Origin of the sequence: Lentzea albidocapillata subsp. violacea (assembly GCF_900100275.1) — a bacterium.
In the GTDB taxonomy this organism is placed as follows: domain Bacteria; phylum Actinomycetota; class Actinomycetes; order Mycobacteriales; family Pseudonocardiaceae; genus Lentzea; species Lentzea violacea.
The window spans coordinates 342,037-363,225 of sequence record NZ_FNET01000006.1; the positions used below are offsets into that span (position 1 = coordinate 342,037).

General features: G+C 68.2%; 20 protein-coding genes and 1 tRNA gene. 9 read left to right on the plus strand and 12 right to left on the minus strand.

The features are described from left to right. Nucleotides 1–43: 43 nt before the first annotated feature. The 5 genes from glfT1 to BLR21_RS16890 are packed head-to-tail and all read right to left on the minus strand — an operon-like array spanning nucleotide 44 to nucleotide 4,113. The gene (gene glfT1, locus BLR21_RS16870; protein ID WP_090006755.1) at nucleotides 44–946 is read right to left on the minus strand and encodes a galactofuranosyltransferase GlfT1; all 903 of its coding nucleotides are present in this window, start codon (nucleotides 944–946) and stop codon (nucleotides 44–46) included. 3 nt (nucleotides 947–949) lie between these two features. After that, complete coding sequence (gene wzt, locus BLR21_RS16875; protein WP_090006756.1) at nucleotides 950–1,750, minus strand: galactan export ABC transporter ATP-binding subunit Wzt/RfbE; 801 nt, start codon at nucleotides 1,748–1,750, stop codon at nucleotides 950–952. Between the two features lie 16 nt (nucleotides 1,751–1,766). Then, nucleotides 1,767–2,681, minus strand: coding sequence for a galactan export ABC transporter permease subunit Wzm/RfbD (wzm, locus tag BLR21_RS16880; protein WP_090006757.1), 915 nt, complete (start codon nucleotides 2,679–2,681; stop codon nucleotides 1,767–1,769). A 59-nt stretch (nucleotides 2,682–2,740) separates the two neighbouring features. Then, on the minus strand, nucleotides 2,741–3,571 hold the full coding sequence (locus BLR21_RS16885; RefSeq protein ID WP_090006758.1) for a class I SAM-dependent methyltransferase: 831 nt from the start codon (nucleotides 3,569–3,571) through the stop codon (nucleotides 2,741–2,743). 56 nt (nucleotides 3,572–3,627) lie between these two features. After that, the gene (locus tag BLR21_RS16890) at nucleotides 3,628–4,113 is read right to left on the minus strand and encodes a bacterial proteasome activator family protein (RefSeq protein ID WP_218130896.1); all 486 of its coding nucleotides are present in this window, start codon (nucleotides 4,111–4,113) and stop codon (nucleotides 3,628–3,630) included. 82 nt (nucleotides 4,114–4,195) lie between these two features. On the opposite strand from BLR21_RS16890, the gene BLR21_RS16895 reads away from it, so the two are divergent. After that, entirely contained in the window at nucleotides 4,196–5,395 is a 1,200-nt protein-coding gene (locus tag BLR21_RS16895) for a cysteine desulfurase-like protein (RefSeq protein WP_090006759.1), read from the plus strand. 19 nt (nucleotides 5,396–5,414) lie between these two features. Next, complete coding sequence (locus BLR21_RS16900) at nucleotides 5,415–6,059, plus strand: class I SAM-dependent methyltransferase (RefSeq protein ID WP_090006760.1); 645 nt, start codon at nucleotides 5,415–5,417, stop codon at nucleotides 6,057–6,059. Here BLR21_RS16900 and BLR21_RS16905 read toward each other — a convergent pair. Next, nucleotides 6,043–7,008, minus strand: a complete 966-nt coding sequence (locus BLR21_RS16905; protein WP_090006848.1) for an NAD(P)H-quinone oxidoreductase — start codon at nucleotides 7,006–7,008, stop codon at nucleotides 6,043–6,045. The two genes, BLR21_RS16900 and BLR21_RS16905, sit on opposite strands and share 17 nt — an antisense overlap. A gap of 45 nt (nucleotides 7,009–7,053) precedes the next feature. On the opposite strand from BLR21_RS16905, the gene BLR21_RS16910 reads away from it, so the two are divergent. Together BLR21_RS16910 and BLR21_RS16915 are read left to right on the plus strand one after the other, a co-directional pair. Next, entirely contained in the window at nucleotides 7,054–7,686 is a 633-nt protein-coding gene (locus BLR21_RS16910; RefSeq protein ID WP_090006761.1) for a GNAT family N-acetyltransferase, read from the plus strand. A 77-nt stretch (nucleotides 7,687–7,763) separates the two neighbouring features. Next, nucleotides 7,764–9,275 carry a M28 family metallopeptidase gene (locus BLR21_RS16915; RefSeq protein ID WP_090006762.1) on the plus strand — a complete coding sequence of 504 codons (1,512 nt, stop codon included), beginning with the start codon at nucleotides 7,764–7,766 and terminating at the stop codon, nucleotides 9,273–9,275. Nucleotides 9,276–9,343: 68 nt separating this feature from the next. On the opposite strand, the gene BLR21_RS42525 is transcribed toward BLR21_RS16915, so the two are convergent. The 3 genes from BLR21_RS42525 to BLR21_RS16930 form a co-directional block, all read right to left on the minus strand. Beyond that, nucleotides 9,344–11,314, minus strand: a complete 1,971-nt coding sequence (locus BLR21_RS42525) for a DUF6541 family protein (protein WP_176929662.1) — start codon at nucleotides 11,312–11,314, stop codon at nucleotides 9,344–9,346. Nucleotides 11,315–11,511: 197 nt separating this feature from the next. Continuing rightward, a tRNA-Ser gene (locus BLR21_RS16925) sits at nucleotides 11,512–11,596 on the minus strand. 27 nt (nucleotides 11,597–11,623) lie between these two features. Further along, nucleotides 11,624–12,055 (minus strand): MarR family winged helix-turn-helix transcriptional regulator, encoded by a 432-nt coding sequence (locus BLR21_RS16930; protein ID WP_051770103.1) that lies wholly within the window; start codon nucleotides 12,053–12,055, stop codon nucleotides 11,624–11,626. A gap of 163 nt (nucleotides 12,056–12,218) precedes the next feature. Here BLR21_RS16930 and BLR21_RS16935 point away from each other — a divergent pair, with 163 nt between their 5' ends. The 4 genes from BLR21_RS16935 (at nucleotide 12,219) to ypfJ (ending at nucleotide 16,870) form a co-directional block, all read left to right on the plus strand. Further along, nucleotides 12,219–13,931 carry a bifunctional metallophosphatase/5'-nucleotidase gene (locus tag BLR21_RS16935; protein ID WP_090006765.1) on the plus strand — a complete coding sequence of 571 codons (1,713 nt, stop codon included), beginning with the start codon at nucleotides 12,219–12,221 and terminating at the stop codon, nucleotides 13,929–13,931. A 97-nt stretch (nucleotides 13,932–14,028) separates the two neighbouring features. Beyond that, a complete protein-coding gene (locus BLR21_RS16940; RefSeq protein WP_090006766.1) occupies nucleotides 14,029–14,583 on the plus strand; it encodes a hypothetical protein in 555 nt (184 codons plus the stop codon). Nucleotides 14,584–14,637: 54 nt separating this feature from the next. Further along, complete coding sequence (locus BLR21_RS16945; RefSeq protein WP_090006767.1) at nucleotides 14,638–15,402, plus strand: hypothetical protein; 765 nt, start codon at nucleotides 14,638–14,640, stop codon at nucleotides 15,400–15,402. Between the two features lie 571 nt (nucleotides 15,403–15,973). Beyond that, on the plus strand, nucleotides 15,974–16,870 hold the full coding sequence (ypfJ, locus tag BLR21_RS16950) for a KPN_02809 family neutral zinc metallopeptidase (RefSeq protein WP_090006768.1): 897 nt from the start codon (nucleotides 15,974–15,976) through the stop codon (nucleotides 16,868–16,870). On the opposite strand, the gene BLR21_RS16955 is transcribed toward ypfJ, so the two are convergent. The 3 genes from BLR21_RS16955 to BLR21_RS16965 all read right to left on the minus strand — a co-directional run bounded on the left by BLR21_RS16955 (nucleotide 16,867) and on the right by BLR21_RS16965 (nucleotide 18,163). After that, a complete protein-coding gene (locus BLR21_RS16955) occupies nucleotides 16,867–17,211 on the minus strand; it encodes a PA domain-containing protein (protein ID WP_276526493.1) in 345 nt (114 codons plus the stop codon). The two genes, ypfJ and BLR21_RS16955, sit on opposite strands and share 4 nt — an antisense overlap. A 99-nt stretch (nucleotides 17,212–17,310) precedes the next feature. Then, entirely contained in the window at nucleotides 17,311–17,721 is a 411-nt protein-coding gene (locus BLR21_RS16960; protein ID WP_090006770.1) for a VOC family protein, read from the minus strand. A gap of 10 nt (nucleotides 17,722–17,731) precedes the next feature. Then, nucleotides 17,732–18,163: a helix-turn-helix transcriptional regulator gene (locus BLR21_RS16965; protein WP_218130890.1), complete on the minus strand. Its 432-nt coding sequence runs from the start codon at nucleotides 18,161–18,163 to the stop codon at nucleotides 17,732–17,734. Between the two features lie 249 nt (nucleotides 18,164–18,412). Between BLR21_RS16965 and BLR21_RS16970 the strand changes: the two genes are divergently transcribed. Beyond that, nucleotides 18,413–20,995 (plus strand): SdrD B-like domain-containing protein, encoded by a 2,583-nt coding sequence (locus tag BLR21_RS16970; protein ID WP_176929663.1) that lies wholly within the window; start codon nucleotides 18,413–18,415, stop codon nucleotides 20,993–20,995. Nucleotides 20,996–21,189 lie beyond the last annotated feature (194 nt).

Below are 21,189 nucleotides of genomic sequence, written 5' to 3' on the forward strand. Positions count from 1 at the left end.
GGGCGGTTCCGCTCGTAGCGATCCCACCCTCCCGCAGACCGGCTCACTTGCGGAAGAAACGCTCCCGCTGACCGAGGCGCACGAGCTTCAGCCACTCGACGAACGCCTTCGGATCCCGCTTCACGGCGAGGAAGTACAGCCCGAACCGGAACACTTCAAGGGCGCCGAGCTTGCGCATACCCGGCTGCGACAGCAGGTACCCGCGGTTGCGGTACGTGTAGTAGCGCTTGATCGGGTTCTCCGGGTCCTGGGCGTGGAACCTGCCGCCCAGCATCGGCTTGAACTCGTCCGAGCCGTCCGGGTGCACGTACGCGACCCGCAGCGACGTGCCGAACGGCAGCCCCGACCGCACCATGCGCCGGTGGATCTCCACCTCGTCGCCGCGGAAGAACAGCCGGTAGTCCGGCACGCCGACGACGTCCAGCGTGGAGGCGCGGAACAGCGCCCCGTTGAACAGCGAGGCGATACCCGGCAGGAAGTCGGTGCCGAGTTCGGCGGCCGAGCGCTTCCACGTCAGGCCGCGGCGCAACGGGAACGCGAGCTTGTCCGGGCTGTCGATGTTGGTGACGACCGGGGAGATCTCCGCGAGACCCCTGCGCTCCGCCTCCTCCAGCAGCACCGCCAGCACGTTCTCGTCGGCCGGGCGGCCGTCGTCGTCGGCCAGCCACACCCAGTCCGCGCCCAGTGAGAGCGCGTGCAGGATGCCCAGCGCGAAGCCGCCGGCGCCACCGAGGTTGCGGTGCGACGGCAGGTAGGTCGTGGGGAGCGGACACTGCTCGACGAGGTCGCCGACGGGCTGGTCGGGACCGTTGTCGACGACGACCAGGTGGTCGGGCACGCGTGTCTGGGTAGCCAGGGCCTTCAGCGACTCGGCCAGCAGTTCCCTGCGGTGGCGGGTGACCACCACCGCGACGACGGAGCCCTTGGGCAGTGCCTCGAGGTTCATGCTCTACTCGCCACCGTTTCCGCTGAGAACGGGAGTCTCCTCGTGCGGGTGCATCCGCTCGAAGGGGTCGTAGCCCTTGTACGCGGTCAGCACCTCGCGCAGGCTTCCGAACATCTTGACGTGGCCCTCGTCCATCCAGATCGCCTTGTCGCAGAACTCCGCGAGGAACTCGTCGGAGTGGTTCGCGAACACCAGCAGACCGGAGCGGGCGACCAGGTCCTTGAGGCGGTCGCGGGCCTTTGCCATGAACGCCGCGTCGACCGCGCCGATGCCCTCGTCGAGCAGCAGGATCTCCGGGTTGATCGACGTGACGACGCCGAGGGCCAGCCGGACGCGCATGCCCGTCGAGTACGTGCGCAGCGGCATCTGCAGGTAGTCACCGAGCTCGGTGAAATGTGCGATGTCGTCGACGCGGGTTTCCATCTGCTTGCGGCTCATGCCGAGGAACAGGCCGCGGATCATGATGTTCTCGTACCCGGAGATCTCCGGGTCCATGCCGACGCCGAGGTCGAAGACCGGCGCGACCTTGCCGACGATGCGCGACTGACCGCGGGTGGGCTCGTAGATGCCCGCCAGCAGGCGCAGCAGCGTCGACTTGCCGGCGCCGTTGTGGCCGACCAGGCCGACGCGGTCGCCGTCCTTCAGCGACAGCGTGATGTCGTGCAGTGCTTCGATTATCGGGACGCGGCCCTCGGACTCGATCTTGCCGCCGACCTTGCCGAACGCGAGCTTCTTCAGCGACCTCGACTTGGCGTCGAAGATCGGGAAGTCGACCGATGCGTTCCAGACGTCGATGCTGACCATGGGTGTCGACCTCCTTCTAGACCCAGTAGGAAACGCGGGCGCGGTAGTTGCGCAGGATCACCAGCGCGGCGAACCAGCCGACGACGGTGAAGCCGCCGACGACGACCCAGTGGTGCCAGTCGACCGCGTGGCCGAGCAGCGGGGCCCGGACGATCTCGACGAAGTGGTAGACGGGGTTGAGCTCGGCGATGAGCATGCGCCAGTCGTTGCCGTCACCACCGGTGACCCGCTGCAGCACGCCCGCGTCCCAGACGATCGGCGTCATGAAGAAGACCAGGTTGATGAAGCTGGTCACGACCGGCGGGATGTCGCGGAAGCGGGTGCTGATGACACCGAACAGCAGGGCGACCCACACCGCGTTCACCGCGAGCAGCGCGAAGCCAGGGATGGCGAAGACGATGGTCCAGCTGAGACCGGGGTGCTCGATGCCGCCCTTGGTGATCGTGTACGGGTCGTCGAGCGCCGTGAAGAAGATGGCGAGGACCACCGCGTAGACCACGAGGTTGTGCGCCAGGAAGAGCACCTGGCGCCACACCATGCGCATCACGTGGACCGATATCGGCGCGGGGAGGTGCTTGATGAGCCCCTCGTTCGCGATGAACACGTCCGTGCCCTCGGTGATGCAACCGAGGATGAAGTTCCAGACGATGAAGCCGACCGTCACGTACGGCAGGAACGTGGGGACGTTCGTTTCGAACAGCACGGAGTACAGCAAGCCCAGAGCCAGTGCCGTGGTGCCCATCGAGATGGTGATCCACAAGGGCCCGATGACCGAACGCCGGTAGCGCTGCTTGATGTCCTGCCAGCCGAGGTGGCCCCACAGCTCACGGTGGTCCCACGCCTCCCGCACGTCCGCGAACGCGCGTTTGAAGGTGCGCGACTTGACGGGGGGAGGCGCCTCTGCTTGGCCGGGCGTACTGGTGGCTTGCACGAGGACTGAGCGTACCGGCGACCACCGACGGGCATGCTTACCGGTCGGTCACGGTGCGATCAGACCTTGATCACCTTGACGATGACCTGTTCGTGGTCGTAGGTGTACCCGAGGTAGTCGAACTCCACGCCGTGCGCCGCCACGTGCTCCAGCCAGGCCTTGTGCTCGTGTTCCTGCCACTGCGGGTAGTTGAAGTACTCGTCGAAGACGATGATGCTGCCGTCGACCAGACGGGGTCCGACCAGGTCGAGAACGGTCTTGGTGGACGAGTACAGGTCGCAGTCGACGTGCAGGAACGTGACGGGGCCCTCGTGGTCGGCGAGGAACTTCGGCAGCGTCTCGTCGAACCACCCGGCGACGAGCTCGGCACCGGGCACGTCCGGCAGGCCGTCCATCGTGAACGTGCCGGCGGGGAACCCGTTGCGCCAGTTCTCCGGCAGACCCTCGAAGGAGTCGAAGCCGTAGACGTCGGCGCCCTCCCGGGCGTTTGCGATGATCTTGAGCGTGCCACCGGTGTAGACGCCGAACTCCAGCGCCATGCCGCCCTCGGGCGTCTGGGACAGCGCGAACTCGAGCGTCTCGTGCGGCGAGCCGAAGTGCGGGACCCGCGGCATGTTCTCGTGCACGAACTGAGCGCTCTGCAGCGCCGCTTCCCTGTCCGCGGCGAACACGATGTCGCGACGGGCCCGCACCTCGTGCCCCACGGTGTGGTCGACGATCCGGTTCGCCTGCTGCGTGACCTCGTCGCGCAGCCCGTCCAGCTGGGCCTGGATGCGTTCGATCTGCTGTTGCTGCGGCTTCAGCGCGTCCTGGATGAGTTCGATCGCCTTGACACGAAGCTTGTGACGAAGCTGCTTGGCCTGCAGGCCATTGCGGACTCGGTCGAGCACGGTGGCTCCTCTCCAGAACGGTCAGCGCATCGTAGAGCCACCCCCGAGGGACTCAGCTAGAGGTACTGGCCCGTTCCTTTGCCTGTTGTTCCGCCTTCGTTACCTTCGCCGCCACTGCCGGCGGGAAGCGCACGGCCGCGCATCTGCTCCAGCTGGGCCCGCGCCGCCATCTGCTGGGCGAACAACGCGGTCTGGATGCCGTGGAAGAGGCCCTCCAGCCAGCCCACGAGCTGAGCCTGCGCGATCCGCAGCTCGGCGTCGGAGGGGGTGCCGTCCTCGGTGAACGGCAGCGACAGGCGCTCCAGCTCCTCGCGCAGCTCCGGCGCCAGGCCGTCCTCGAGCTCCTCGATGGACCGCTTGTGGATCTCCTTGAGGCGGTTTCGGCTGGCCTCGTCCAGAGGAGCCGCCCGCACCTCCTCCAGCAGCTGCTTGATCATCGTGCCGATCCGCATGACCTTCGCCGGCTGTTCGACGAGGTCGGCGAGGTCGCCGTCCTGGCCATTGACGATTACGACGGGCTGCTCCTGGTTCATGGTCTCCATCCTCGCGCGATTCACGTTTTCGAAACCAATCGGGGTGGGGCTGGTCGTTGCTGTGTTTGCTCGCATACGTACGGTGTGTGTCATGGCGTTCGACGTCGCACGGGTACGAGGGCTCTTCCCCGCGCTCGGCGACGGCTGGGTCCATCTCGACGCACCGGCCGGCATGCAGGTGCCCGAGCAGGTCGCCACCGCCGTCTCCACCGCGCTGCGCGCCCCGGTCTCCGGACCCGGTGGCATCTTTCCCGCGTCCCAGCGGGCCCAGGGCATCGTGGACGCCGCCCGCAGGTCCGTCGCGGACCTCGTCGGCGGCGATCCCGCCGGTGTCGTGCTCGGGCCCTCCTCCGCCGTGCTGCTGCAACGTCTCGCCGACGCGATGACCGACGACTGGTTCATGGGTGACGAGGTCCTGGTTTCCCGGCTGGACCACCCGGCGAACATCGCGCCGTGGCTGCGCGCCACCCAGCGCACCGGCAGCGCGGTCAAATGGGCAGAAATCGACATCGAGACCTGCGAGCTGCCGAGCTGGCAGTTCGACGAGCTGGTCACCGACCGCACGAAGCTGATCGCCATCACGGCGGCGTCCGGTGTGGTCGGCACCCGGCCGGACCTGGGCAAGATCTCCGCGGTGGCTCGCGCGCACGGTTCGCTGATGGTGGTGGACGCCTCTGCCGCGGCCCCTTTCGTGCCGTTGGACATCGTTGGCATGGGCGCCGACGTCGTGGCTCTTTCCGCTGGTCAGTGGGGTGGGCCGCCGGTCGGTGCACTGGTGTTCCGCGACCCGTCGGTGCTGGAGCGGCTGCCGTCGGTCTCGGTCGACCCGATGGCGCGCGGCCCGGAACGGCTGGAGCTCGGTCCGCACGCGTATCCGATGCTCGCCGGGCTCGTTGCGTCGGTGGAGTACCTGGCGGACCTCGACGACGCGGCTTCCGGCACGCGCCGCGAGCGGCTGCTCACGTCATTGGGATCGGTGAAGGCCTACCAGGCCGGGCTGCTCGCTAACCTCATCAACGAACTGCGTTCGCTGCGCCACGTGATGGTGATCGGTGACGCCATGCGGAGGGTGCCCGCGCTGGCGTTCTCGATCGCCGGGGTCAAGGCGGAGGACGGCGTCGAACACCTCGCGTCGCGGGGCGTCTGCGCGTTCGCCGACCCCGGTCAGCACGGCGTGTTCTCGGTGCTGGGCGTAGGCGAGATCGGCGGTGCCATCCGCATCGGGCTCGCGCACTACACGAACGCGGTCGAGATGGACGACCTGGTGCGGGCGGTGGCCGAACTCGGCTGAGGGATTTGGGAGATCATCTTTGGACGACTCGCTGGCTCGCGAGCTCGCCGATCTCTCGGCCCTGCAGCGCCTCGGCTCGTTGAACACCGAGTACCTGCCGCAGCTTTCCGGAGACCTCCGGCCGGCGGCGCTCGTCGCCGTGATGGACGAGATCGTGCTGGGTGCCCGGACCGTCCTGGTGCAACTCGGCTGCGGATCTTCTTCCGTCCTGCTGGCGCGTTTGTTGCAGCAGCGAGGGTTCGGGCACCTGTTGTCGATCGAGCACGACGAACGCACGGCTGCTTTCGTTGCGTCACAACTACGCCGTGAAGGTCTTGGCTCCGCGGCGCGCGTGGTGCACGCGCCGTTGTCGCGGCATCCGGCGGCGTTGTCGCGGCACGGCCAGTGGTACGCGCCGCAGCAGGTGCACGACGAAGTGCTCGGGTACGTCGAGCGGTTCGGCCTGGTGGACCTGCTCCTGGTGGACGGACCGGGGTTCGGCGACTCGCGCTACCCGGCGTTGCCGGTGCTCAGCGCCGTGCTGGCGCCGGGGGCGACGGTGCTGGCCGACGACGCCGACCGGCCGGACGAGCAGGCGGTGCTGACGCGGTGGTCCGAGGAGTTCGGGCTGGAGTTCCGCACGGCTCCCCGGACCTCGCTGGCCGCGGCTACCGGTCTCGCCTGAGCAGGACCTTGCCGAAGACGTCGCTCGCCTCCAGCAGCCGGTGCGCCTCGGCGGCGTCCGACATCGGCACGACCTGGCCGACGATCGGCTTGACCTCACCGCTCTCGATCAACGGCCACAGGTGTTCGCGGACCTGGGCCACGATCGCGCCCTTGCCGTCGACGCTCCGGCCGCGCAGGCCCGTCGCCATCACGGAGGCCCGTTTGCCCAGGAGCTTGCCGATCGGCAGTTCGCCCTTCACGCCGCCCTGCATGCCGATGATCATCAGCCGGCCGTCCGGGGCGAGGACGTCGATGTTGCGGGGCAGGTAGGAGGCGCCCATGTTGTCGAGGACGACGTCCGCCTGCTTCACCTCGGCGACGAAGTCCTGCGTCTTGTAGTTGACCGTGATGTCCGCGCCGAGCTCGGCGCACTTCCGCAGTCGTTCGTCCGATCCCGCGGTGACCGCGACGGTCGCGCCGAGTGCCTTGGCCACCTGGATCGCGTGCGTGCCGATGCCACCCGCACCGCCGTGCACGAGGAACGTCTCGCCGAGCTTGAGCCGGCCGTCCATCACGACGTTCGACCACACCGTGCACGCGACCTCGGGCAGCGCGGCCGCCGTGACGACGTCGACGTTCGCCGGGACGGGCAGGACCTGGACCGCGGGCACGACGACCTTCTCCGCGTAGCCACCGCCGGCCAGCAGCGCGCACACCTCATCGCCGACCTGCCAGCCCGTGACGCCCTCGCCGAGCTGGGAGATCGTGCCGGAGCACTCCAGTCCGATGACGTCCGACGCGCCGCGCGGCGGTGGGTACAAACCCTGCCGCTGCAACAGGTCCGCGCGGTTGACCGCACTCGCGGCGACGTCGATCAGCACCTCGCCCGCGCCGGGCACCGGGTCCGCGACCTCGGTCCACTCGAGCACGTCCGGGCCGCCGGGTTCGCGAACAGTGATGGCACGCATGCGGTCGACCGTAATACCGTTCGACAGGTGCGGCACCATCGGATCATGGACGCCTGGCCGCTACGACAGCTGGTTCTCCGCACCCCGCGCCTGGAGCTGCGCCCGGACGACGACGCCGGGCTGTTCGAGCTCGTCGAGGTCGCCAAGGCGGGCGTGCACGACCCGGCCGAGATGCCGTTCTACGTGCCGTGGACCGACAGCCTGGCGGACGACCACGGGTTCGGCATGGTCCAGTTCTTCTGGGGCGTGCGCGCCAAGCTGGCCGCCAAGGACTGGGCGATCTGCTTCCTCGTGCGGCACGAGGGCAAGGTCATCGGTGTGCAGGAGCTGGGCGCGCGAGACTTCGGCGTGCTGCGCGAGGTGAACACCGGCTCGTGGCTCGGCAGGGCGTTCCAGGGCAACGGTTTCGGCACGGAGATGCGGGTGGGCGTGCTGCAGTTCGCGTTCGACCACCTGGGCGCGCACATCGCTCGTTCGGCGGCTTGGCAGGGCAACCAGGCGTCCAACCGCGTCAGCGCCAAGCTCGGCTACGTGCACGACGGCACGATCGGTGCGGCACCGCGCGGAGAACGCCTTGAGCACGTGCGATTGCGTCTGGACGAGGCGAATTTCGTGCGCCCGGAATGGAACGTCGCTGTCGACGGACTAGCGGAGTGTGTTCACCTGATCACCAGCTGAACTCCCGCCGACCGACGGATTGTGGCGTGGGTCTCTTCTTGTGAGGGTTCAGCCATCTCGAACGAAGGGGAACGTTCATGTCCGGCAGAACCAAGCTGGCGGCTGTGCTTGCCATCTCGGCATTAGTCGCTGCCCCTACCGCCACGGCGTCCGCCGCCGCTGAACCGGCAGGCCCCGCACTCGCCAGGAAGCTCGCGAAGAAGGTGACCGTCGAGGGTGTCAACCGGCACCTCATCGCGTTCCAGCGCATCGCCGACCGCAACGGCGGCAACCGCGCGGCCCTGACACCCGGCTACGACGCCAGCGTCGAGTACGTCGCGGGCAAGCTCCGCGACGAGGGCTTCATCGTCACGACCCCGAACTTCAGCTTCGACGTTCCCATCACCGACGCCGAGACCGCCCGCGTCGACGGCGTGGACTACCAGGCGCTCATCCTGACCGCCTCGCCGCAGACCCCGGTCGGCGGCGTCACCGGCCCGCTGCGCGTCGTCCCCGAGGACGCCACCACCGGCTGCGAGGCGACCGACTTCGCCGGCCAGGACTTCACCGGCTCCGTCGCCCTCATCCGCCGCGGCGGATGCACGTTCGAGCAGAAGCACCTCAACGCGTTCGCCGCGGGCGCCATCGCCGTGCTGGTCTCGAACAACACGGCGGGCCCGCTGTCCAACGTGACGCTGACCAACCCCGGCAAGATCCCGACCGGCGGCATCTCCCAGGCCGACGGCACCACGCTCGCCGGCAAGGCAGGCGCCGCGGTCACCGTGGACATGCGCTACCACAACGAGACCCGCACCCAGCGCAACGTCATCGCCGAGACCCGCACCGGCCGCAAGAACAACGTCGTCATGGCCGGCGCACACCTCGACAGCGTCGAACTCGGTGCAGGCATCAACGACAACGGCACCGGCTCCGCCGCGCTCCTGGAGACGGCCCTCAAGCTCGGCTCCCGCCCGAAGGTCGACAACGCCATCCGCTTCGCCTGGTGGGGCGCGGAAGAGCGCGGCCTCATCGGCTCGGAGGAATGGGTCCGCTCGCTGACGTTCGAACAGCAGCTGGACATCGCCCTGTACCTGAACTTCGACATGGTCGGCTCCCCGAACGCCGCGTACTTCATCTACGACGGCGACAACTCCGACGCGGTAGGCGAAGGCGCAGGCCCGTACGGCTCGGCCCAGATCGAAAAGGCCTTCGCCGACTACTTCGCCGCCAAGGGCGTCCCCACCGAAGGCACCGACTTCTCGGGCCGCTCGGACTACGGCGAGTTCATCGCGCAGGGCATCCCGGCCGGCGGCCTCTTCACCGGCGCCGAGGGCGTCAAGACCCCCGCCCAGGCAGCCAAGTGGGGCGGCACGGCAGGCGTCGCCTACGACCCGTGCTACCACTCGGCGTGCGACAACCTCGGCAACGTCGATCGCGTGGCCCTCGGCCGCAACGCCGACGCCATCGCGTTCGTGACGGCTGCCTACGGCGTGTCCACTGAGGACGTCAACGGCGTGCCGCCGCGTTCGAAGCGGGCCGAGGCCCGTTCTGCCGCGGCTCTGCTGAAGTCCGCTGCGCACGACGACCACTCGCACGCGGCCGTCTCGTAACAGTCAGACCGAGAAGGCAGGGGTCCCCGGCTCGGGGCCCCTGCCTTTCGTCTTGCGGCAGTTCGGGTCTAGCGCTGCGAGTTCGTCAGCTGCCGAACGCAGGGGGTGACCCGGTACAACCGGAACTTGCCCCCCTGGTCGAGCAGTTCGAGCCCGGCCTTCGGGTCCGGGTAGTCGAACCCGTCGAAGTAGTTGCCCTTCACCCCGTCCGCGGCCAGCAGGTAGCGGAGGTTGATCCGATTCGCCATCTCGCAGACCTTCGGATCCGACAACGGCTCGTTGAGGTGGTCGGACAGGTAACTCTGTTCCTCGGTCATCTTGCTGAGATTGAGCTGCGGGAACAGGATCTGCCGCTGGCTGACCGCCATTGCCGCGGTGCTGCCGTTGAACGGCTCCTGGGCGATGATGGTGCCCGGTTCGGTCAGGCCGTTGATGCGGGCGAAGAGGGCCTGCTCCTCCTCGGTGAGCTTCGGGTTTACCACCGGGTAGGCGACCGCGACCCGCTCGCTGTTGCTCTGGATGTTCAGGCCGTTGGTGCTGAACACGAGCAGGATGGCGATGACGGGCACGACCGCGAGGGCCGAGAAGTTCGTCGCCGCGCGGAACTGCTGCAGTGACTCCTTACGCAGCAGCACGCGGATGAAGGTGGCGATCGCGATCGTGCCGAAGACGGTGATCGGGATGCCGGTGATCGGGATCATCGCGGCGATGCGGTGCGAGTCGGTGTACCAGAAGCCGGTGAACATCCGCCGGTTGACGCCGTCGACGCCCGCAGCCAGCACGTAGATGCCGCACGACACCACGTGGCTCGCCACGAGCCAGCGCCGGTTGCGCTGGCGGAAGCAGGAGAAGATGCCCACGATCAACAGCGTGGCGAGCAGCCAGTCGACCTTGCCGCCGTTCGTCGCGCCGGTCAGCGCCTCGCCGACGGCGTGGGCTGGCGGCTCGAACGGCTTCGAATCGGCCGCCATCACGCCGCTGAACACGGTCGACTTGGTGACGACGAGCCAGTACGCGGGTGCGGCGAAGACGATCATCGCGCCCAGCGTGTAGGCGAGCTTCTTGTTGCCCGCCCGGTAGTGCTTGGTGGCGCTCAGCGCGATGCTGAGGACGATCGCCGACACGGCCACGGCAAGCAGGCTGATGAACGCGTTCGGGTGCGAGATCGCGACGCACGCGAGGATCACGGGGGCGAGCAGCCACGCCCGGCCGCGCCCGATGACGTCCTCCTTGGCCAGGTTGATCATCGACATCAGGGCGGCCATCGCGGCGGGCACGAGCGCGAGTCCCAGCCCGTTCGGCCACAGGACGCCCCAGCCGAGCAGCTCCCACGGGAAGGATCCGAACGCGACGCTGAGCAGGCCCGCGACTCCCACCGCCATCGGTGACGGCCCGGCCAGCTGGCGCATCAGCAGCATGCAGCCCAGCGGCCAGATGATCAGTGCGACGGTGACGGAGAGGATGTTGGCCGCCGCCGGCACCGAGACACCGGAGACCATGACCAGCAGCGAGCCGAGGCCGTGCCACCCACCGGGGTAGAAGCCGCGCGCGCGGTCCGGCACGCCGAGCGTATCGATCATCAGTGTGGAGGCGTTGCCGCTGTTCAGGATGTTGACCAGCGCGTTGTAGTGGAACGGGGAGTCACTGCTGACGATGAGCTGGTCGGGGTCGATGATCGCGCGGATCACCGTGAGCATGCCGAACATGACCGCGGCAGTGATGCCCACGAGTGTCGCGACGGTGACCCTCCAGCCGTCCGCCGGCGCCGGATCTGGAAGCTTGTGGCGCAGGGGCAGCACGATGGCGGCGAGCAGCACTGTCAGGCCAGCGAAGACGACCAGCATGAGCATGGGCGACCAGCGGAAGCCGAACAGCGGCGAGATGATCGCCGTCAGCGCGACCACGCCCACCACGATCACCGGCGCCATGGCCACGGCCGCGAGCCGGCGTAGACCGATCAGGTACGTGATGAGCAAGCCCGGCACGACCAGCAGCACAGCGCACACCACCATGGTCGGCAGCGCAGCAAGCCATGTCATAACAACCCCCATGGATTGACCTTGCTCTCCAAAGAGACGCGTCGCGCGGGAGAAACGCTGCATGTGTCATTCGGACGAGCGCAGGCAGTGTATTCGACCCCGCCGCGAGGGCTTTTGTTGACCCGACAAGTGCATGAACACGCGAGCAAGGCGGCAATTTGATCACGCACCGCCCGGCTCGAGCTGTTTGTACTATGCGGAAGCGGAGGGATTTGAACCCCCGGACGGTTGCCCGTCTCCCGCTTTCAAGGCGGGTGCATTCGGCCGCTCTGCCACGCTTCCACGACGCCAGGAGCGTCGGCACAAAGCCTAGCCGTTCGACTCCCGCAGGTGTGTCATGACCCGGTCGAACACCTTGGCCAGCACCTCGCCCTCCTCGGGCGTGATCAGGTCGACGATGTGCTCACGCACGCCACGCAGGTGCGTCGGAGCGGCCGAGACGAGCTGCGTCATGCCCTTGGCGGTCAGCTCGGCCAGCACGCCGCGGCCGTCCTCTGTGCACTCGCGGCGGGAGACCAGGCCGGCCTTCTCCATGCGCGCGACCTGGTGTGAGACGCGTGACTTCGAGGAGGCGACGTCATCGGCGAGCTGGGTCATTCGCATGCGCTGGTTCGGTTGTTCCGACAGCCTGACCAAGATTTCGTAGTCCGCCAGTGACACTCCGTGGGTGTCCTGGAGCTCTCGGTGCAAGCGATCCATGAGCATGGAGGAACCGTTCACGTAGGTGCGCCATGCGCGCATCTCGCCCTCGTCGAGCCAGCGCGGCTCCTGCTCACTTGGTGTCACGCGAACAAGACTAAGCCTGACGATGACGATCCAGCTGTTCCCCTGGAAAACGTGGCGTTCGGAAGGCAGACTCCTCCGCCGTACACGCGCGTTAACCAAGCCTTGAAAGGCCCCACCCATGAGTTCGTTCAGACGGCTTTCCGTTCTGGCGATCACCGCCGCCGCGGCCACTGTCATCAGCGCTACCGGGCCTGCCCAGGCCGATGTCCAGTCACTGCGCGGTCGGGGCACGGTTGACGTGCGCCTGATCGGCATCAACGACCTGCACGGCAACCTCGAGCCGCCGACCGGGTCGTCCGGGCGCGTCATCCTGCCGGACGGCACGACCGTCGACGCCGGTGGCGCCGCGTTCAACGCGACGCACATCAGGAACCTCCAGAAGGAGGTCAGGAACTCCGTCATCGTCGGGCAGGGCGACCTGATCGGTGGGTCGCCGCTGGTGTCGGCGTTGTTCCACGACGAGCCGACGATCGAGGTGCTCAACAAGGTCGGCATGGACGCGACCGCGGCGGGCAACCACGAGTTCGATGAGGGCTACCAGGAGCTCCTGCGCATCCAGCGCGGTGGGTGCCATCCGGTGGACGGCTGCCAGTTCCGCGACGAGTACAAGGGCGCGAAGTTCCCGATTCTCGGCGCGAACGTGACGCATGCGAAGTCCGGACTGCCGGCTCTGCCGCCGTTCTGGGTGGAGATCCGCGACGGGATGCCGATCGGTTTCATCGGCATGCCGCTCAAGGACGTGCCGATCTTGGTCGACCCGAAAGGCGTCAAGGACATCAGGTTCGGCGACGAGGTCAAGGCGGCCAACAAGTACGCCAACTTCCTCGACGCGATCGGCGTGAAGTCGATCGTGCTGCTCGTGCACCAGGGTGACCAGGTCACGTCCATGGGTGGCGGTCCCAACGCGTGCAACGTCGCCCCGGAGAACCCCGGCAGCTACATCGCCACCAACGTCAGCCCGAAGATCGACGCGGTCTTCTCCGGCCACAGCCACCAGCACTACAACTGCGTCGTCAAGGACCCGGCCGGCAACCCGCGGCCGTTCATCGAGGGCCTGGCGTTCGGTCGCGAGCTCAGCGTCGTCGACCTGAAGATCGACCGCCGGACGCGCGACGTCATCCGCGGCGAGACGAAGGCCGACAACAAGATCGTCACGCGCACCGTCACCCCGGACCCGGCGATCCAGGCGGTGATCGACCTGGCCAAGACGAAGTCCGGCCCGATCGCGAACCGGCCGATCGGCTCGATCGGCGCGGACATCGTCCGGGCCGCGGCTCCCTCCGGTGACTCGCCGCTGGGCAACCTGATCGCCGACTCCCAGTTGGAGGCCACCAAGGCCAACGGCGCCGTCCTCGCGCTGATGAACCCCGGTGGCGTGCGCGCCGACCTCACCTACGCGCCTGAGGGCACCGAGGGCGCCGGTGTGGTGACCTACGACGAGGCATTCACCGTTCAGCCGTTCAGCAACATCCTGCAGACGGTCACGCTGACCGGCGCGCAGATCAAGAACGCACTGGAGCAGCAGTTCGTCGTGGGCAAGACCACGATCCTGCAGCCCTCGTCCGGCTTCACCTACAGCTGGTCGCTGTCCGCGCCGATCGGCTCGAAGATCACCGGCATCACGCTCAACGGAATCCCTGTCGATCCGAACGCGAACTACCGGGTGACGATCAACAGCTTCCTGCAGGGCGGTGGTGACGGTTTCGCCGAGTTCACCAAGGGCACCGAGATCACCGGTGGTGGCATCGACCTCGACGGGTTCGCCGCGTACCTCTCGACGCACCCGAACCAGCTGCCCCCGGCGACCGGCCGGATCACGCGGCTGCCGTAACCGCAGATCGCAGTTGAAGGCCATCTCGGCGACGGACGTCGCCGGGATGGCCTTTTTCGTGTGACGCGTTGCTCCATTTGATCTAGGGTGAGGGCCGATGTCCTGGTTGCGTCGGTTGCTGCTGCTCGCCGGTCTGGTGACCGGCGCCTGGCTGCTGGGCGGCGCAGGCGAGGCGAACGCCGACGTCCGGGTCGAGATCGACCAGCTCAGGGTCGAGGTCAAGCTCCCCGTCGCCGACATCGGCCTCACGATCGCGACCACGCCGCCGCAGCAGCCCGACGGGCCCATCCCGCCGAAGCCGGCACCGCGCATCGAGACTCCGGAACCCACTGCGCCTCAGCCACCGGCCCAAGTCGGCGAAGCGCCGGTGCAGGCCGAAGTGCCGCAGCAGCCAAAGCCGGAGCCCCCGACAACGCGGCCCGCGACCTCCGTGCCGGAGCCGCAGCAGCCGCAACCGCAGGCCGAGCAGCCGATCCCCGGCACGCTCCCGCAGAGCGGTGCGGGGGCGTCGGCAGGCAGCACCCAGATTCCGGCGGGCACGTTGCCGCACGTGATGCGGCCGCCCACCATCACAGCGTCTCTCGTCAGCACCGAACAGCAGGACGTGCCGCGCATCGTGCGCGCGGAGGAGCCGACGTTCTCCCCTGACTGATCCACAAGTGCCGCACACAGCACAGGGATCCGTCACTTTCCAGGGAGAACAGTCATGCGCAAGAACCTCAACCGCACCATGTCCGCGGCGCTCCTGACCGGCGGCCTGATGGTCGCGTCCGCCGGCTGGGCGCAGGCCGTCCCGGTGCCGCTCGACATCAACGAGGAGGTCCGCGCCGGCAACCTCGTCAGCGTCCCGGTGAAGGTCTGCGGCAACGCGATCAACGTCCTGGGCAACAGCGACGCCACGTGCGACGAGAAGCCCGCCGAGCGCACCCAGGCCGACAATGCCCTCGTCTCCGCGCCCGTCACGGTCTGCGGCAACTCGGTCGGCGTCGCCGGCGGCGGCAACGGCAGCTGCGGCCAGACGAAGCCCGAGGAGCCCAGCGGCACCATCGAGGCCCCCGTGACCGTCTGTGGCACGGCTGCGGGCGTGCTCGGCACCGCGAGCGGCGACTGCGGCAAGACCGAGGCCCCCGAGCAGCCGGGCGAGAACCCGGAACAGCCGGAACAGCCGGGCGAGAACCCGGAGCAGCCCGGCGAGAACCCCGGCGAGAACCCCGGTAGCGAGAACCCCGGCAACGGCAACCCCGGCGGCGGCGACAACGGCGACAACAACTCCGGCAGCGGCAACACGGGCGACGACTCCGGCGCGGGCACCCCGCAGACCGGCGACAAGGCCTCGCGGCACGCCGCGGCGGTCATCCCGAACCTGTCGAAGACCGGCGCCGACCCGCTCGAGTTCCTGCTGGCGGGCCTCGGCCTGATGACCGCGGGCGTCATGGCCCGTCGTGGAGCGCGCCGCACCACCAAGGCCTGATCAAATATCTGATCGTTTTTTCCCAATCGCCCGGCGAGAGATTCTCTCGCCGGGCGATTGCTGTCTGCACTGTCGATCTCCGCAGGTCACCCGTCTGACTTCACCAATTCAGGTTTGGTGTGAGGTGTTGAGAAATGCGGCGATCAAGCGCATAGTCGATAGCGAGCTGGCAACCGGCAGGTGAATGAACAAGACCACCCGGAGGCCACGCCCAGAAGGGGTAGGTGGTGCTGTGCAGGTATCTCCTCGCTGTGGCGAAACGCGGTCTGTCGCATCCCCGCGAGCGGATCGGACGTGAACGGTCCGAGCGCGACTGTGTAGCGACGGACACGAGGTTTCGGGTGCCCAGGCGCCATCAGGCGTCGCTCGGTGCACTTCGACGCTGTTGAGCTCGGCTTCGGTGTCGTCTCATGGCGTCACCGGCTGAGCGCCACGCCAACCTTCGTGGGCCGTAGTCGTCACTTCCAAATGGGAAAGCCCAGGTGCGGTGCCCCGACGTCGGGTCCCGCACCTGGGCGTCTTCTGTGCTTTATGGTGTGCCGCCTACGGGTCCTTGGCATGGAGGCACGCGGTGCAGTTCAACGAAGGCGCGGAACTCGACCTTTCGCAGGTTTCGGACCAACGCGGCGTCGGCGGCCGAGTCGCCGGTGTCGGTGGTGGCCTCGGCGTGGTCGGCCTCATCATCTATTTCCTGTTCCAGCAGTTCACCGGCATCCAGCTGCCGGCGGGCGGGCTGGAGGGCCTGGGCAACAACACCCAGGTCGAGTCGGGCCAGCTGCTCGAGAAGTGCAAGACGGGCGCCGACGCGAACCGCGACAGCGACTGCCGGGTCGTGGCCACGATCAACTCGATCCAGGGCTTCTGGACCGACCAGTTCGCCCGCTCGGGCAACACCTACCAGGTCACCAAGACCAACTTCTTCCGCAACAGCGTGAACACCCGCTGCGGCAACGCCACCTCCGCGGTCGGCCCGTTCTACTGCCCCGCGGACTCCCAGGTGTACATCGACCTGGACTTCTTCAACGAGCTGCGCACCAAGTTCGGCGCGACCGGCGGCCCGTTCGTCGAGGCCTACGTGCTCGCCCACGAGTACGGCCACCACGTGCAGAACCTGCTCGGCACCTCGGACCGGGTCGGTCGCGAGACCGGCCCCACCTCGGGTTCGGTGCGGCTCGAACTGCAGGCCGACTGCTACGCGGGCGCCTGGGCCAAGGCCGCGACCACGGTTCCGTCGGCCAACGGCCAGCCGCTCATCTCGAACATCACCCAAGAGGACATCGACGCGGCACTGGACGCGGCGGCACGCATCGGTGACGACTTCATCCAGAGCGAGCTCGGCGGCGGGCGGGTCGACACGACGAAGTTCAGCCACGGCAGCTCGCAGCAGCGGCAGAAGTGGTTCACGACCGGGTTGCAGACGGGCGACCCCGCCCGCTGCAACACGTTTGACACGAACAACCTGGGCTAACGCAGAGCAGCCCGTTCCGCACGGGACGGGACGCCGTGCACGCCCTCGGTGGTGACGGCGTACGAGGCGATGACGTGGGCCGCGGCGGAAACGTTGCGGCCCAGCGCCTCCCGGTTGATGTTGCCGAGGTGGTCGTCGACGTTGTCGGAGATGATCACGGCCGCCGCGCCCGCGTTGGCGTACTTGGCGACGAACGTGCAGGTACCGCGCCGGATCAACGCGACGGAGCCCTTGAAGTCCTGCCCGGCGAAGTCACTCGCCTCGCAACCGGGCGCGCCGTCCTCCGGCACGACCCGCAACGGCGCGGTGAGGCCACCGTTCGGGGTGCCGCCGAACGGCACGAGCTCGTGCGAGGCCCCACCGATGGTCGCCCGGCCGGCGTCGTCGATCTTCCGCCTCGGGCCAAGTGAGATCAGCGCCGCCGCACGAGTGGAAGCGATCTACGACTGGGTGCGTGGCGTGGAGAAACGGATCATGTTGCCTGACGGGTCGCGGAACGCGCAGTCGCGCACGCCGTAGAACTGGTCGATCGGCTCCTGCAGCACCTCGGCCCCGGTCGCGCGCACCTGCTCGAACTTCGCGTCCACGTCGTCGAGCTCGAAGATCACGCCCTGCAGCGATCCCTTGGCCAGCAACGCCTCCAGCGCCTCGTGATCGGTCGGAGGCACGGGCGGGCCGATGCGGGACAGGCCGATCTCGACGTCGGGTTGCCCGGCGGGGCCGACGGTGAGCCAGCGGTAACCGTCCTCGATGGTGACGTCCGTGCGCACCTCGAGCCCGACGACGTCGCGGTAGAACTTCAGCGCGGCGTCCTGGTCGTGGACGAAGAGGAACGTGTGCGAAAGCTTCATGGGCGAAACCCTAGGCACGCGGTGAGCGCGTCGCTTCTCGAAATCTGCTCGGCCGCGTCAAACCCATCAAATGGCATCCCGGCACCCCGGCCAGCGCGTCATGAGCACGCGCCCGGTAGGCCGACGGCGTCTCCCCGACCAGCTCCGTGAACCGCGCGGAGAACGAGCCGAGCGAGGTACAGCCGACCTCGACGCACACCTCGGTCACGGACAGCGTTCCCAGGCGCAGCAACGCCTTGGCCCGCTCGATCCGCCGCGTCATCAGGTAGCCGTACGGCGTCTCGCCGTACGCCGCGCGAAACTGGCGGGCGAAATGCGACGGCGACATCAGCGCGGCACGGGCCATCGCGGGCACGTCCAGCGGCCGCGCGTACTCGCGGTCCATCAGGTCACGTGTCCGGCGCAGGTGCGCGAGGTCCTCGGGCGTCACGAAGACCAGCATGCCACCGCCGTGAACGCAGAGGTGTCCCCGCGATGCTCACGCTTTCGGCGCGCCCTTGGTTGCCCTTCGTCCGAAGAAATATTTGTCCCCTTTTCGCCCTCCTCCCGACCCTTTCGCAGTGCCTTTGAACTGCGGTACTTTCCGAACGTCCGGCGATGCGTGCGGGGGCTCCGACATCGGCGGACGTCATCAACACTGGGGACTCGGGGGGATCCGTTGCCCGGTAGAAATGCCACTCGGGTGGCGCGGGTGATCGGTGTGCTGGGCACCGTCGCCGCGTTGACGTTCAGCACGGCGAGTGTCGGTGCGTTCGCGCAGGACGACCCGTCGAGCACATCGCCCGCGCCCACGACCACCACGACCGCGCCACCGGTGTCCGCGCGGCCTCCGAGCAGCGAACCGCCTCCGCCGCCGGTCGTGGCACCCGTGGCGGCTACCGGCCACATCGCCGGTGTCGTCTACGTCGACAGGAACGGCAACAGGCAGCAGGACCGCGACGAGGCCGCTTCCGGCATCGATCTCATGATCTCCGGCAACGGAGCCGAGCACCGGACGACCACCGACGCCGACGGCAAGTTCGGCTTTCGGGACCTAGCGCCCGGTGCCTACAAGGCGACGTACTTCCTGGACGACGAGTGGACCGTGCACGTCGTCAACGTCGCCGGTGACCCGATCAAGGTCGAGTCGAACAAGACGGCCCAGGTCGTGGCGCGCGGCGAGCGGCCGTACGACGAGCAGTTCTCGGTGAGCGGGACGCTCGACCAGGACAGCTACCGCATGCCGGCGACCGCGACGGTCACGCTGGTCTTCACCAACAACACCACCAACAGGATCAGCAACATCCGGGCCCGGTGCGACCACGAGAGTTCCCCGAAGGCGCTCGGCCGAGGCAAGGCCTGGAACGCGCTGACGGCGAACGGTGTCTCGCTCGCACCCGGCGAGCGGCGCGCGATCACGGTGGACGAGGAGGTTCCCGAGGGCGCGGGCAGGGCGGGCGTCGTCACGCTCGACTGCAAGTTCGCGCCGAACCCGGACCTGAATCTCGGCCCGTGGGCGCGAACCACGGCGAAGGTCACCAGCAGCACCAACTACGCGATGGTCGTCGGCGAGGACAAGGACGCCGACGACCTGATCAGCCGGGACGAGGTGGTCAGCGGCGTCACCGTGGTGCTGCTGAACGAGCAGACCGGCTTCCAGGCGTCCGAGGGCACGAGTGGCGAGGACGGGCGGATCGAGTTCTTCAACGTCGTCCCCGGCGTCTACCGCGCCGTCGTCCTCGGCCCGTGGGGGTTCCGCGACTCAGGCCGGGAACGGGTGGTGGTCACCGACCAGGGTGGCTTTGGCCAGGGTTTCCTGAAGCAGGCGAGCCCGGCGGACGTGCGCGCCTCGATCAAGCTCGACAAGTCGCGGTACCAGGCGCACGAGACGGTCGGCGTGGAGCTGACGATCACGAACGTGGGCGGCCGCGCCGCCGAGCAGGTCGGGCTGACGACCATGCTCACGGAGCTCGACGTCCCCGACGAGCAGTGGGGCGACCTCGGGAGGTCCAACGGGGCCGGCATCCGGCTCGCCGCCGGGGAGTCCCGCACCGTCAACGTCTCGGGCCGGATCCAGGCCCTGCTGGATGGCAGGCTCGTCATCGTCGGTGGGGTGAGCTACCTCGGTCAGCCGGACAACGAGGACGGCGAGTTCCGCGCCGAGGCCGAGGTCGTGGAGACCCGCGGTGACATCGTCGGCGTGGTCTACACCGACAAGAACGGCAACGGCCGGCAGGACGAGGGCGAGGCAGCGCCCGGTGTCCTCGTGGAGGCCAGCGGCGGCACGACGCACGACTACTACAGCGCCACGACGGACGCCAATGGCGGCTTCACCTTCGAAGGTGTCTCGTCAGGTGGTTACTGGATCACCTACTTGCTGGCCGACGACTGGATCGTGCACGACGAGGTCAACCCCGCGCAGGTCTGGGTGGAGCCGACGGTACCGACCAGGCTGACCGTGCGCGCGGACCGCCCGTACCGCGAGCTGATCGAGGCGACGATGGCGTTCGGCAAGGACACCTACATGGTCGGCGAGACCGCCGAGGTGGTCATCACGTTGAAGAACGTCTCGGGCCGCCCGCTCAGCGGCGTCCAGGCGAGTTGCAACCCGCTCGGCCACCAGGATCAGCTCGGCGGCGGCTACCGCAGGAGCACGCCCGAGGGCTGGGGCGAACTCCGCCAGGAGGCCGCCGGCGTGACGCTCGGGCCGGGGGAGTCGAGGACGGTCACCGTCACCGAGGCGGTGCCCGCCTACGCGCGCTTCAAGCAGCAGGTGGCCGTGGGCTGTTCCTTCGCGCCGAACGCCAAGTACAACACCGACGGCCCGTGGGCACTCGACATCGCCTCCGTTCTCGTCGGCGTCGGCGCGGTGCAGGGGAAGGTCGCGCACGACCGCAACAAGAACGGGGTCGTCGACAGCGGCGAGGCCGTCACGGGAGTCCGGGTCCTGCTGCTGACCGAACGAGAGTACGGGCTGCAGGTCGCGGACTCGGTCTCGGGAACGGACGGAACCGTGCGCTTCGACCGGATGCCGACCGGTCAGTTCTGGACGGGGATCGACGGAGCGTGGAAGTTCGAAGGCGAGTCCGGCCGCGTGGAGGTGAAGCTCGACGAGGTCGCACAACGCGACTTCTTCGTCGTGCCGGACCCGAGCGCCCAGCCGCCGGGCACCGGCAGCACGGGCGGAGCGCTAGCCAAGACCGGAGCCAGCGTGCTCGGCCTCGGCGTGATCGCCGTGCTCCTCGTCGCGTTCGGCTTCGGCGCCCGCGTCGCCGGTCACCGCAAGAAGCCCTGAACCGGGCGTTACACGTCGAGGGAAGCCTCACATTCCCTCCACAGTGGAGCGTGGAAGGCGGGAAACCGCCTTCCACGGGGATCGTTGCGGTAGCTCGCCCGTGATCTGCGGCCGCGTGCGGGCCCACTGTCCGGTGTGGAGTGTTGATTTAAAAGCATCTTCCGCGAAATGCCCGTCATGGGGTAGTTTGCGCA